This window comes from Brevibacillus porteri, from assembly GCF_003013475.1.
Taxonomy (GTDB): Bacteria; Bacillota; Bacilli; order Brevibacillales; family Brevibacillaceae; genus Brevibacillus; species Brevibacillus porteri.
The window spans coordinates 1-12,472 of the sequence record NZ_PXZO01000037.1 but is presented as its reverse complement, the minus strand read 5'-3'; the positions used below and the strand labels follow the sequence as shown (position 1 = coordinate 12,472).

The 12,472-nt window shown below is 42.3% G+C and carries 20 protein-coding genes; 14 read left to right on the top strand and 6 right to left on the bottom strand.

Annotated elements, in window-relative coordinates; translation table 11 throughout:
- Positions 1-86: 86 nt before the first annotated feature.
- On the top strand, positions 87-524 hold the full coding sequence (gene rplM / locus C7R92_RS18500; protein ID WP_007716295.1) for a 50S ribosomal protein L13: 438 nt from the start codon (positions 87-89) through the stop codon (positions 522-524).
- Positions 525-544: 20 nt separating this feature from the next.
- Positions 545-937: a 30S ribosomal protein S9 gene (gene rpsI, locus C7R92_RS18495; protein WP_005828788.1), complete on the top strand. Its 393-nt coding sequence runs from the start codon at positions 545-547 to the stop codon at positions 935-937.
- Positions 938-1,041: 104 nt separating this feature from the next.
- On the opposite strand, the gene C7R92_RS18490 is transcribed toward rpsI, so the two are convergent.
- The 3 genes from C7R92_RS18490 to C7R92_RS18480 form a co-directional block, all read right to left on the bottom strand.
- Complete coding sequence (locus C7R92_RS18490) at positions 1,042-2,148, bottom strand: site-specific integrase (RefSeq protein WP_106835261.1); 1,107 nt, start codon at positions 2,146-2,148, stop codon at positions 1,042-1,044.
- A 117-nt stretch (positions 2,149-2,265) separates the two neighbouring features.
- Positions 2,266-2,727 carry an ImmA/IrrE family metallo-endopeptidase gene (locus C7R92_RS18485; RefSeq protein WP_106835260.1) on the bottom strand — a complete coding sequence of 154 codons (462 nt, stop codon included), beginning with the start codon at positions 2,725-2,727 and terminating at the stop codon, positions 2,266-2,268.
- A 4-nt stretch (positions 2,728-2,731) separates the two neighbouring features.
- Complete coding sequence (locus C7R92_RS18480) at positions 2,732-3,064, bottom strand: helix-turn-helix transcriptional regulator (protein WP_106835259.1); 333 nt, start codon at positions 3,062-3,064, stop codon at positions 2,732-2,734.
- 176 nt (positions 3,065-3,240) lie between these two features.
- Here C7R92_RS18480 and C7R92_RS18475 point away from each other — a divergent pair, with 176 nt between their 5' ends.
- The 10 genes from C7R92_RS18475 to C7R92_RS32375 all read left to right on the top strand — a co-directional run bounded on the left by C7R92_RS18475 (position 3,241) and on the right by C7R92_RS32375 (position 8,694).
- Positions 3,241-3,474, top strand: coding sequence for a helix-turn-helix domain-containing protein (locus C7R92_RS18475; RefSeq protein ID WP_244195774.1), 234 nt, complete (start codon positions 3,241-3,243; stop codon positions 3,472-3,474).
- A 91-nt stretch (positions 3,475-3,565) separates the two neighbouring features.
- Positions 3,566-3,808, top strand: coding sequence for a DUF771 domain-containing protein (locus C7R92_RS18470; RefSeq protein ID WP_106835258.1), 243 nt, complete (start codon positions 3,566-3,568; stop codon positions 3,806-3,808).
- Between the two features lie 43 nt (positions 3,809-3,851).
- Positions 3,852-4,100, top strand: coding sequence for a hypothetical protein (locus C7R92_RS18465; protein WP_106835257.1), 249 nt, complete (start codon positions 3,852-3,854; stop codon positions 4,098-4,100).
- A gap of 148 nt (positions 4,101-4,248) precedes the next feature.
- Positions 4,249-4,635, top strand: a complete 387-nt coding sequence (locus C7R92_RS18460; protein ID WP_106835256.1) for a hypothetical protein — start codon at positions 4,249-4,251, stop codon at positions 4,633-4,635.
- A 156-nt stretch (positions 4,636-4,791) separates the two neighbouring features.
- The gene (locus tag C7R92_RS18455; protein ID WP_106835255.1) at positions 4,792-5,127 is read left to right on the top strand and encodes a hypothetical protein; all 336 of its coding nucleotides are present in this window, start codon (positions 4,792-4,794) and stop codon (positions 5,125-5,127) included.
- A 23-nt stretch (positions 5,128-5,150) separates the two neighbouring features.
- Complete coding sequence (locus tag C7R92_RS18450; RefSeq protein ID WP_106835254.1) at positions 5,151-6,122, top strand: DnaD domain-containing protein; 972 nt, start codon at positions 5,151-5,153, stop codon at positions 6,120-6,122.
- A gap of 2 nt (positions 6,123-6,124) precedes the next feature.
- Positions 6,125-7,042: a primosomal protein DnaI gene (gene dnaI, locus C7R92_RS18445; RefSeq protein WP_106835253.1), complete on the top strand. Its 918-nt coding sequence runs from the start codon at positions 6,125-6,127 to the stop codon at positions 7,040-7,042.
- Between the two features lie 108 nt (positions 7,043-7,150).
- The gene (locus C7R92_RS18440) at positions 7,151-7,792 is read left to right on the top strand and encodes a hypothetical protein (protein WP_106835252.1); all 642 of its coding nucleotides are present in this window, start codon (positions 7,151-7,153) and stop codon (positions 7,790-7,792) included.
- Complete coding sequence (locus tag C7R92_RS18435) at positions 7,789-8,514, top strand: ORF6C domain-containing protein (protein WP_106835251.1); 726 nt, start codon at positions 7,789-7,791, stop codon at positions 8,512-8,514. Before C7R92_RS18440 ends, C7R92_RS18435 begins: the two co-directional genes overlap by 4 nt.
- A gap of 15 nt (positions 8,515-8,529) precedes the next feature.
- Positions 8,530-8,694, top strand: a complete 165-nt coding sequence (locus C7R92_RS32375; protein ID WP_167403223.1) for a hypothetical protein — start codon at positions 8,530-8,532, stop codon at positions 8,692-8,694.
- A gap of 317 nt (positions 8,695-9,011) precedes the next feature.
- Here the strand turns inward: C7R92_RS32375 and C7R92_RS18430 are convergent, their stop codons facing one another.
- The 3 genes from C7R92_RS18430 to C7R92_RS18420 form a co-directional block, all read right to left on the bottom strand.
- Positions 9,012-9,299: a hypothetical protein gene (locus C7R92_RS18430; RefSeq protein WP_106835250.1), complete on the bottom strand. Its 288-nt coding sequence runs from the start codon at positions 9,297-9,299 to the stop codon at positions 9,012-9,014.
- An 86-nt stretch (positions 9,300-9,385) separates the two neighbouring features.
- Positions 9,386-9,724 carry a hypothetical protein gene (locus C7R92_RS18425; protein ID WP_106835249.1) on the bottom strand — a complete coding sequence of 113 codons (339 nt, stop codon included), beginning with the start codon at positions 9,722-9,724 and terminating at the stop codon, positions 9,386-9,388.
- A 443-nt stretch (positions 9,725-10,167) separates the two neighbouring features.
- The gene (locus C7R92_RS18420; RefSeq protein WP_106835248.1) at positions 10,168-10,389 is read right to left on the bottom strand and encodes a hypothetical protein; all 222 of its coding nucleotides are present in this window, start codon (positions 10,387-10,389) and stop codon (positions 10,168-10,170) included.
- Positions 10,390-11,239: 850 nt separating this feature from the next.
- Between C7R92_RS18420 and C7R92_RS18410 the strand changes: the two genes are divergently transcribed.
- Together C7R92_RS18410 and C7R92_RS18405 are read left to right on the top strand one after the other, a co-directional pair.
- Positions 11,240-11,437 (top strand): hypothetical protein, encoded by a 198-nt coding sequence (locus tag C7R92_RS18410; RefSeq protein WP_106835246.1) that lies wholly within the window; start codon positions 11,240-11,242, stop codon positions 11,435-11,437.
- A 59-nt stretch (positions 11,438-11,496) separates the two neighbouring features.
- Positions 11,497-12,438, top strand: a complete 942-nt coding sequence (locus C7R92_RS18405; RefSeq protein ID WP_106835245.1) for a phosphotransferase — start codon at positions 11,497-11,499, stop codon at positions 12,436-12,438.
- Positions 12,439-12,472 lie beyond the last annotated feature (34 nt).

The window sequence follows — 12,472 nt, the reverse complement described above, 5'->3', positions numbered from 1 at the left end:
CACCCGTAACAGCAATTATCTTCCATTGCAAGTTTCGGTTGTTTTGGTTATAAGTGTGTTAGGTAAGATATTTAGGAGGGACAAAAATGCGTACCACATATATGGCGAAACCGCTCGAAGTTGAGCGCAAATGGTACATCGTAGACGCTGAAGGCCAAACGCTGGGTCGTCTGGCGAGCGAAGTAGCTTCTATCCTGCGCGGAAAATTGAAACCAGAATTCACTCCTCACGTTGACGCTGGCGATTTCGTAATCGTACTCAACGCTGACAAAGTGAAATTGACTGGTAACAAACTGAATGACAAAATTTACTACACTCACTCCCTGTATCCAGGTGGTTTGAAAAAGACCACTGCTGGCGCAATGCTGAACAAGAGACCAGATCGTATGTTCGAACTGGCGGTAAAAGGCATGCTGCCTAAAAACAGCCTGGGACGTCAAATGTTCACCAAGCTGAAAGTATACGCTGGAACTGAGCATCCACACGCAGCACAAAAACCAGAAGTTTGGCAAATTCGCGGTTAAGGTAAAGGGAGGAAATATACGTGGCACAAGTACAATACTACGGTACAGGTCGTCGTAAGCACTCCGTAGCACGCGTTCGCCTGGTTCCAGGTGAAGGTCGCATCGTGATCAACAAGCGTGAAATGGATACTTACTTTGGTTTGGAAACACTGAAATTGATCGTAAAACAACCACTCGTTTTGACTGAAACTCTTGGTCGTTACGATGTATTGGTTAACGTAAACGGCGGCGGAACCACTGGCCAAGCTGGTGCAATCCGTCACGGCGTTGCTCGCGCTCTGCTGAAAGCAGATCCGGAACTGCGCGGCGCTCTGAAACGCGCTGGCTTCCTGACTCGCGATCCTCGTATGAAAGAGCGTAAGAAATACGGCTTGAAAGCAGCTCGTCGCGCACCTCAATTCTCCAAGCGCTAAGAAGCTTGCTATATCAAGGATTATCGCCCTTGGCCTTCATTGGTCAGGGGCTTTAATTTTTCCCCCGAATGAGCCGTGACCATATTTTGACCATATTTGTATGGTCATAGCTCCATGAACTTCTCAAATCGGGATGCAGTTTGCTCTTTGACCGTTCGGGTAACGTGGGTGTAGATGTTCATAGTCATTTTGATATCGGAATGACCGAGGCGCTCCTGAACTTCCTTGATGCTGGCTCCGGCTTCAAATAAAAGGGAGGCGTGCGAGTGTCGCATTCCGTGGATGTTTATTGGATGAAGGTTATTGGATTTGATAATCTCATTTAATTTGTCATTTGGATATGCGAGTCGAAGAGGGGACCCTTCTTCACGAGTTAAAACCATTTCAGTATCTTTTGAGTGGAGATGTACAACCGAAGCTCCATATTGCCCTGTACGGTATTTTTTGAGCAACCCTACGGTTGTGTCATCTATACTTATAAGACGCCTTGAAGCGGCCGTTTTGGATGTCAGAGTGACATACTGTCCTTTTTCATAGAACAAAGTTTTATTGAAATGAATGGTTTTGGCTTTAAAGTCGATGTCGCTCCAGCGTAAGGCCAGAACTTCCCCTTTACGTCCGCCAGTGTAAATTAGCAGATGGAACATTATAAAATCCCGCATTGTACACTCGAGTTTCGCAATATCTAAAAATTTCTTGATCTCAAGTTTCTCCCAGTAATTACGCTCGGGTTCATCTGCGCTTACGATAAACTCCTCGTCCTTCTTCGGAATGATCACTCCTTTTAACGGATTGTTTACAAGGATTTCTTTTGATATCGCATACTCAAATATTTGATTCGCATACATCTTCATGTTCTCGACCGATTTAATTTCTTCGGCAACCTTATTAATCACATCTTGGCAATAAGCTTTACTGATGTCCTTCATTTTTAATTTTCTAAAGTGGGGGAGAATGCGCTTGTTGAATTTCGATAGTACGGCTTTTCGAGTGCTGGGTTTATAGGTGCTTGAAATCGTCTCAAACCACTGTTTAAAGACTTGTTCAAAGGTAACGCTGCTCTTGTCCTCTGTAATGAACGTTCCTTCTGCTAGCTGCTGTTCTGTCCGAGCTGCATCTAATTGCGCCTCTTTCTTCGTTTTGAAACCTCTTTTAGTAGACGGCTTCTTTTTACCTGTTTCCGGATCGATTGTAGAGTAATACTTGTACATCCATCTTGAAAACTGGCCATAACGCGATGCTCCTTTTCAGGTATTCAAAACACAAGCAAGAACATTGGTTCGGTTCGATTTATATGATAAACAGCCTTGCGGCTGGAAAGCGCAAAGTTACTCAAAAAGTTTTGCTACACCCAATGGCTCAAAAGTAACAATAGAAGTACCAACCATTACATGCGTCCCATATTTTTCGATGTATCTGTTTATAGCGGATTCAAGAAAATCTTCTGTTACCCCAAGATGATCAGCAAGTTCGTATCGATTCCTAATTCCGTGTTTATGGGCTTGGACAAATCTGTTGAGAGGAATGAGCTTTTCATATCCCCAGCTTCTTGCACGTTTCTCTTGTTTCCGGTTAGCGATTTCCGATTGATCTAGGATATCTCCAGATGAAGTAAAATAATGGCCTAACTCCTCAGCGAGTATACAAACTTTCTCGGTGCTAGTTGGGATGAATTTATTAATGCCTATAACATTGTCACCGTAAAGTCCGTTGATTCTTGGTTTTAAAGGCATTTCATAGATGTCTATTCCTAGTTGTGTTGCCTCCTGGTAGAGTTCCTCGTAGGTCATTCTGTCACTCCTGTTGTTTTCTCTTTAGTTTCACAAACTCTTTAAAGCGCTCAATTTCCTCAAGTTCTTCCTCAGTCCAATCTTCCCCATCGTGGTGAGCTGCGATTGTTTGAATGTCGTTATTAAGGCTCAGTAAATCGTCCAAGGACTCATTGAAGAATAATGCAAGCATTCGAGCAGTTTCTAATTTAGGTTCGCTTAGATTATTCTCCCATTTTGAAATCATGCTCTTGTTGATTGCGCTGCCGAAACGTTCATTTAGTTTTTCAGCCAATTCCTCTTGGGATAACCTGCGTCCAACTCTCAATTCTTTTACCTTATCTCCAAACGACTTCATTTCAGGACTCTCCTAACAATTAACAATTTAGATCGGTCTAAACCAATAATATCTTATGTGTTTCGAAAACGCAACAAATATATAGATAATCGGCTAATATGTTATTGACAACGAAACTTTTGGCAATTATACTCAGCTCATAAAGTTTCGAATGAGAAACTAGGAGGTGCTAATACTTGCGAGTCATCAAGCGACGTCATACCCCTTACACAAAATTCAAAGCGCTTCTGGATGAACGTGGCATAAATCAGAAAGAAGTTGCGAATTTACTCGAGAAATCAACATCCGCTTTCAATCAAAATCTGAATGGAACAGGGGGTGACTTCTCACTCTCAGAGGTTCGTCTCATCTGTACTACTTATGAGATAAGTGCAGATGAGTATTTTTTAAATCCGATGGTTTCGAATTAGAAACATTGTTTGTTTTATATTTGCCAGATGATAGAGAGGAGGAAAGATGTTTGAACTCAACAGAGGCAATAAGGGTAAGTATTGACGAGCAATTCATACGCAACCTTGTAGAAGATGGTGGGATCTGAAACGTCTCGAAGCGGAAACTTGCAGAAAACGCGATTGGCTTATCGAAAACATTCTCCTGAATCCAGAATTTAAGGAAGAAATGGCTGAAATCTCGAATGGCCGTGAAAGTGGCAGGTGGATGTTTCGGGCAAAGGAAATGCAGGCGTTCTTAGATCGACACTTCCATTACTTGAATAGGCGCGCTTCTCAAAAAACAATTGCCTAGTTCGAGGTACGCTGAAAAGCCTGAAAGGGGGTGATAAGGAGCGATGGATGAAAATGTAAAGGAAAAACTGAATGGGGTGGACGAGGAGCAGCTTTCGCTGATCGTATCTGCTCTTGAGGAAACAGCCAGACGCTATGACCAGCAAGGGATGATCATGGTAGCTCTCAAAATGCGAATTACTGCTGAAAAAGTAACGGAAATAAAGAAAGCTCGGGAGTCCGAACAAGCAGCAAAAATACTCGGGCGTTGGGCAAAAAAAGAAAAAACCACCTGCTGCGAACAGGTGGAGTAAAACAGTCATTTCCCTAAATTGTCTTGGCGGACCAAGGAAATGACAACCGAATCAACGGAGGACAAGCCTCGCTATTACTTATTATAGCGAATGTTGCAAATATGTATACATAAAAGTTTGTCCTCCTACAAAAGGGGAGGGAACCTGTTTGAAAATGCTTATGAACTGGTTAAAACCAGCTATCCACAAAAGAATGGATAAATTACCCATCGAAAAAAACGAGGCAGTCAAACTGGCAAATACTCGATTTTACGAGCTTTATGCGGAATTGGGGACGATCCTCGGTGAAGAACATTCTGAGATACACAATGAATTAGAATCCCGCGTGAATTGGCTACGGGCAATTGAGGGAGAAGTAACTTTTGAATACGGAATACTCGATGGAATGGCACTTGGTTCTGAAATGCAGGGTTTTTTCCAAAATCCTATTTGGAATCTATATACCGATACAAACAGAACTAAAGGCGAATTTACGGAGGGTGCAGGATATTGCAAAGAATGCAAGTGCTGTTGGTTCGGCAGAGGATCGTTATGAATCTGCTCTATACGTATTGAAGCGCTTCTACCGGATCAAAAGGAATTACTCACCTCGTTACATGATGCCGTCCATTCGATGCGAGAAGCGTGCGTGGAGGTATCGTACCGCACTGGCTTGAGTGACAATTCTTCTTTGGGAAGGAGAGTAGTGTAAATGGCACTCGCAAGGGACTTAGAAGTCAGCAAGCGGGATTTTGAAGACGTAGCTGATACGTTATTTGCTCATCGCTTTAATGGGCACGTTTTTCGCAAATCGGACGATTATCAAGAGAAGAGCAAGAGCCTTGACGGATTAATTAACGACATTCGTAAACTGCTTCCTGATGATAAAGAACACCTGCTGAATAAATACGACGACACAGTGGCTTCAATGGAAGCCATAACCGAAGAGTTTGCATACAAAGCGGGCTTCATGGACGCGATGGTTCTTCTGTATCAAATAAGAACTGAACCCAAAATTGGGGGCAGAGGCGATCTTGCGAGTAAATGACATCAAAAAAGGGGGCGCATAAGATGGCAACCTATAGACAAGTACAGACAAGCTTTTGGCAAGATGGTTTTGTCCTTGACCTGACACCGGAAGAAAAGTATTTCTTCCTGTACCTCATGACAAACAGCAAAACGACACAGTGCGGCATCTACGAGTTGCCAAAGCGAATCATAGAGACGGAGACAGGATACAACCGGGAAACGGTGGACAAGCTTCTCAATCGTTTTGTCGAGTATGGGAAGGTCGCTTACAACGAGACAACCAAAGAAATCATGATGTTGAACTGGTTAAAGCATAACCGGATTAACAGCCCCAAGGTGAAAGCCTGCATCACAAAAGAGTTGAAAGGCGTAAAACACAAGCCGTTCGTTGAGGTTTTTCAGGCGCTCTGCAAAGAGTATGGATACGGTATCGATACGGTATCCATAGACTATGGGGAAGAAAAAGAAAAAGAACAAGAACAAGAACAAGAAGAAGAACAAGAACAAGAAGCGGGCGCAGGAGCAGGAGCCAGCAGTGCGTTGGATGACCTACCAGATAAGACCATCCCCCAAAAACCTGATCCTGTCACTTTCTATATGAATAACATCACAGCAGCAATACCGCCAATCATTGTACAGGACATCGATCAATGGATTGTTAAAGGTCACTTTGACGAGCCGGAAGAGATCATTATCGAGGCCCTCAGAGAAACGATCTTGAATGGCACGAAGAGCTGGAAGTATACGACAAAAATCCTCATCGGATGGGCTGATCAAGGACTACGTACACTCCAGCAAGTCCAAGCTGCTATTGCTGAACACGCTAGGAGCAAGGCATCAAATAAAGGCAAATACACTCGCGGTCAATCAACTGGAATGTCAGAAGCCGACAAAGCGTATTTGGACAACCTTCGAGGAGGGCAAGCACCGCAGGACGATCCAAGCTATGATCCGGCACAAGATCACGAATTGCAAAAGCTGATGGGCCAGCTCCAAGGCAAGGGGACTGAGTAAACATGAACTCAATTGGAGACGTGCTTTCAAACGATGAAAGATGGCAGAGGCTTATGGAAAAGGCAAAACAATCAGAAGAGCTTCTGTACAAACACGAGCTGATTCAAGGGCTTATGAACCGATATCCCGATGGGGAATTCACTTTGCCAGAGCTATACGAATATCGCGATACAAACATGAATTGCGCTACATGCAAAGGTTTAGAGTCGTGTCGGAATTTCTTTATCGGGCATCGGCAAACTGTCTTCGTTGAGTCTGGAAAAGCGGGGATGCGCTTCTCACCTTGTGAGCATCAACAAAGCCATGATCACCAGCGTAAGTTAAAATCCCTGGTCAAAAGCCAGTTCGTCCCTGATCACATCATGAATACAACTTTTGAAGCTTTGGAGAAAGACGCTGGACGGATCGAAGCCATAAAAGCAGCCATTAACTTTTGCGTCAGCTTTGAGCGCGGGAAGACAACAAGAGGACTCTACATATACGGCCCGTTCGGGGTAGGCAAAAGCGCAATAGCAGGCGCTATGACTCAGGAGCTGGCAAAGCGCGGCGTGGACGTTTTGATGCTGTATGTACCGGATTATCTGATGGAGATTAAAGCATCAATTGAGACGGGTGGAATGGAGCAAAAGCTGGAGGCTCTGAAAAATGTATCAGTGCTTATCCTGGATGACATAGGTGCAGAAGCGATCACGGCATGGACTCGTGACGAAGTGTTGGGCCCAATCCTTCAACGGCGAATGGAGAAGCTGCCCACCATTTACACGTCCAATCTAAAACTCGATGAATTGGAGCAACATTTTGCCAAGGCGAAGAACAGCGAGCCGAACTACAGGAGCGCAGCGCGGATCATGGAGCGGATCGAGCCTTTTGTGGATTATCGCGAAGTGAAAGGCCGTAACAGGCGGCGCGAGCGGAAGTGATGGGCGGAGCTGGTTGTAAAATACTCAGGATTTAGGCGAATTGGTTGTAATGACCTTTGTCAATATCCACTCAAATTATTCCAAAAGATATTCCTGGGAGGGACCTTGATGCAAGTAGGGCATAGGCCAGTTAAGAAGAACACTGATAAACTCGATCTTTATCTCAATGCACTGATCGCCGCTCTGCCAGATACAATGGATGATGATAAAGCATTGGAGCGAACAATCTTTTATGGCGTAAAGTACTTTGGACGGGCGGGAGAAAATACAACGCTCGAAGATATGGAACGGCGCTTCCACATTACAGAGGCGATCATGGCGTATATTTCCTTGGTCACTCCAAGAAGGTTTACGAGCATCTTTCCGATCACAAAGGAATATGACGGTAACCGTCGAGGAACCAAAGATTATTTTTACACCGTGGATAAAATCGCAGAGCTTGGATGGGACAAGCCGATTGGTGAGACATCTGAAACTGTATTTGATTTTCTGTGGGACTACCATAACTGGGATATAACTTTTTTTCTTGTCGAGTTCATGAGTCTGATGAGTGATATGAGACGAGCGCAAGGACAGCCGGGGATCATGGAGCAATGGGCTGCCGAAAACGGAATCCAAACATATACGCTCCATACCACACTCGATGGCGACCAATTCGTTATGGATAGCAAAGGAAGAACAAAGCCAGTTCGAGAAAAACGGCCGAAACATTTGAAACTGGTGGTTCCGAAAAGGGGGAAGGTGAAGTGAGCAACTTACAGGTGTTTGACTACGAGGGCCAAAGGGTATTGACCAAAGCTCAGTTGGCTGAGTCATACGGAACAGATAACGACAACATCAACGACAACTTCCAAAATAACGTTACACGGTACAAAGAAGGCAAACACTTTTTCGCTCTTAAAGGTGACGAGTTAAAGCAGTTCAAAGCTTCCCAGAAAGTTTCGGGGAACCTCAAGTATGCTCCTGTAATTTATCTCTGGACTGAAAAAGGTGCATGGCTGCACGCGAAGTCTCTAAACACAGATGAAGCATGGGAAGCCTACGAAATGCTGGTGGACGACTACTATCGCGTTATCGAGAAGCCTAGCGCATATGCCAGCTTGAGTCCCGAAGTAAAAGCGATCTTCTTCCTGGATCAGAAGCAACAAGAGATCGAAAGTCGTGTCGAGAGGCTAGAGGAAAGCAAGACAATTGACTACGGTCAGCAGCTCTTACTTCAAAACGCAGCCAGACAGCAAGCAGTACAGGTCCTTGGCGGCAAAGATGGACAAGCTTACCAAGACAGTAGCTTGCGCGGAAAAGTATTCTCGTCAATTTGGCGGGATTTTAAGGGATACTTCAACGTTGACTCTTACCGAAATACTCGTGTCCTCGATTTGGAAAGGGCGATGGAGTACATCATCGATTGGCGACCACAGGGAAAACTCCTTCGAGAAATTGAAGATGCCAATAGTCAGTTGGCATTTTCGTAGGGGGAGGAAGATACCATGAAATGTGCATTTTGCGATGAAAAGATCGTGGGGGACAAGCCTGAGTGGATATTGGTAAGCAAGAAGCCATCTGTCGATCATTATTGCAGCTTAGGATGCTTGTCAGGCCATTTGGATGAAATGGCAATCGAGGCAGAAGAGAAAAACGGATTGATTAATTAAATTGATAACGTGTATCCAGTGGCGCGGATCGAATGCACCTGGATACACAAGATCAATTAAGTTAAAAACGGCACTTAATGCGGATCTTCTTTGCCAAGGATCAATCCTAAGAGGTTACCGATAAATTCGAACACAAAGATTATTAGTTCCACTGGCTTCACACTTCAATTACTCATCTTGTATTTAAATACGAATGTTACAGAAAATGGTTTCAGTGCATCTTCACAACAAATTGCTCAATATGTTTAATCTTCATCCAACTCAGCAATTTCACGAGAGATTCTTTCTTCCGTTCGCAGTCTGTTAGCAATAATTTCTTACAGTGAATCCTCACTGATAAAACGTACTGCCTCAGGTATAAGATCTCTGGAGGGGAATTCGATTATTTCAGCTCTCTCTACAATTGCGTACCATACCTTAGGAATTTTGTTTTCTATAGCAAAACGGTATATTGTTTTGGCCTCGATAAGCGGTATTTCTAATTTGATATGAATTCGTGCGATTGTTTGATTTTTAATAGAAAAATTCAACCAATTTGTATGTTGATACTTATAGTAGGTTGATTCGATTATTGAGGCAGCAGCATACACTTTTTGTTTATCCATAAATACCCCCTATAAGAAGACCAATAAAGTGTGGAGCAGTTAGTCTACATGATCAGAAAAATTCACACAATGTGTAGGGAGGAAAATTACTTCTGTCTTGGAGATTTATTGTTAAAACAGAAGGCTAGTAATTGAGGAGCAAGCCATAAGACAGCAGAAATAATTACGAGTCCTTTGACGCTAAATGGCTTAAAGAAATATTGATAATCAAGTAGTTTAGCTGAAGCTAACCAATAGCTCCAAATAGTTGAAAGTAGATTTGCTACTAGTAAGGTGAGAACGGAACGTTGAAGAAACGCAAGAATTGTGACAAAGGCAAGTACGAGAAAATAACCGTAGATGGTCTTAGTCTGCCAGTCCATAAGCATCCCTAGATATGTAAATGGAACTAGCGATACGGCCAAAAATATGATGATTTTTCTCATAAATACTCACCTCATTCACCATTTACAAGTATTAAATGCGATTTAATAAAAACAAGAAAGTACCAACATTTAATGGTACCGTTCCGTTGTCAGTTGATCAAATTAACATATTAGTTAGTCAGGGTAGAGCCGATCTACCCACAATGCTCAGTTTGAACAGTTATGGTGAATCCATCCATGTTCTGCTTTGTGCCTCGGCTTCGGCACTAGATCGAGAATTATGTTTAGCTGCATGGTCGAGTTCTTCAAAGCGGTATTTTCTTTGGCGCCTCTTATCAGAAAGGTAGGCCCCAATGAGTATTAATAAAACTGGAATTCCAATTAGCGCCCAGAACATCTTGATCACTCCGATCTAATGGATTTCCTTTATTTTACACGACTTTAAATCAAAAGGTACTTAACACGATGTGTAGGGAGATAAGTCAATGGCATGTGTTCATATGTTATTGGTTTTCTACCTGCAAAGGTTTGAGGCTTGCCTTCCATTCATTTGGGGTGGGAAGTGGTAATCTCTTGACTTCCTTCCAGTCAGTTGGTTTTGCGTTTGGAATAAAAGTCGTTTTCGGTTGCTCACTGGGATTACTAGGGGATTGTGCATTCACTACGGCTGCCATAGTAAGCATCAGAATAACTAAAGATTTCGTCATGATAAGCTGCTTTTTCAATGATTTACACCTCTTTCAACACTGGTACCTATAAGACGATGAAAGAAGGCAATTGTTTCAATAATTTTCCACTTACACTTATCAAAATAGTTACTTTGTTAGAAATTTCTTCTTATAAAAGACATAGGCAGCCATTAAAAGAGGGAATGTTACGCATCCGTACCAGAACAAGGTTTCATACGAGTTTGTAGACTCATAGGCTATTGAAAACCCTGAACCTGAATTCTCAGTTAATTCCTTTTGCATAATTTGAAAAATTTCTTGGTACATTTGATTCTGTTCATACAAGTCCCATGTAAAGTAGGCCCAAAAGGAAAGAAAGTGTATGACAAATGAAAACCTAAAGGCTTTGAGTAAAGTAATCAAAAAATCACCCGCGATTTCAGTTTTTTAAAATTGTATCACTAAAGAAAAAAATGGAAGTGTTTAACAAAACGGTAATTGTATTAAAAGCTGACCTAATGCCCAGTCCAATCTTCGTTCATATACGGAAGGGCTAGTAAAAACAAAAAAATAACAGTAAGGGTAATTAACAATACGTATATCCATCTAGCTTGGAGAGACTCTGCATTCAGGATTAGAATCCATCCAATAAAAAGGATCAATATGATTGTCATAAGAGAGTGCTCCTTTCGAAAGGAATTACGAAAAATGGGGATTGTTGGTTACAGAACACACGATTTCTTAAAAATGGGAGGATCAGAGCATGGGACCAATTGATTTTACACCATTGATTTGGTTCGGGGTAATTATCGGATTGATAGCAGCAGGCGTTGTTGGTTTGGCAATTTGGCTGCTGTCTAACTTGATTTAACATTTCAATCGATTTGTAAAAGGGGAGGGATGATGAGTGGTAATTTTCCTCTGGGTGATTGGCATTTACACGCTTATTGGCATCGGGGCGCTGGTATTTCATTACTTCGATGTGGTAAGACATATTGATCGAAAAGACAGGGAAATCGGTGCCAGGATGTTCGTGTTCTTTCTCTGGTCACTGTATCTTTGGCTGCGGGCGGTAATCAAAAATCATGGTATTGGGATTATGTGATTTAACACATCATTACTTGTGATAATATTCCTCTATTCAATTGAGAAGGAGCAATTATTATGGAACTCATTTCACAACGCTTTCGTTCTTTGGGTTTATCGATATTGAGCCATTTCAAGATTAATGGAGCACATGCTGGCAACATTTATCGGGTCAAGACGGAGGTAGAAGGCAACTCCGAAAATAGCTTTATATATAAGGAGTATGCATCTGATCGAACTAACGAATTGAAAGTGATGGAAATGTTGGCTCCAATCATTGGATCATACACTCCCAAAATATATTCAACCTTTGATCGGAACCCTCCAGCAATTATTCAGAGTGATGCCGGAATACCTCTAAAAAAGGTAATGTCTGACTACTCACTTATGGATCAAGTGGAGATTCTTAACAAAATTTTAGAGACGTTATCGGAATTTCACATTAATGCACTTACTTTGTCGCAGAAGATCTCTAAAGAAAGTCATTTGGTCTCGCATGCCCCAAGTAAAGAATGGGGTGAATGGGCTATCAAAAATTTGAGCCAACTAAAGGGGTTCGACATTAACGAACTCATGACAATTGAATTTATCGCAAATAAATTCTACTCAATGACAACTAACTATAAGCCTAAAGTGGCAACGATCACACATGGCGATCCCCACCTGGACAACGTTTTCCTTACTGGGGAACAGATCAAGTTCATTGATTGGGAATGGGCGGGATTCACGTCACCTATCCGAGATGTAAGCTTTATTCTTCAGGATATCTATAATTTAGACTTGCTGAGGTATGTTGTAACAAGGTACCACGAATTAATCTCTGAAACAGTGTTACAAGTTTCTGAAGCAGAGTACATGCGTGATTTAGCAATCTGGGGTATTGATACAACATTGATGATGATAGGGTGGGAAATCGAAAAATTCTTATTGGGAGAAGAAATCGGTGCTGACATTTTAAATAAAGTCAAATTTAAGATTCAATTCGTTCAGGAACAATGGAACTATTTCGAGAAAATGTAGGGGGTTATTTGATTTAACAAAAGAGAAAAAAGTG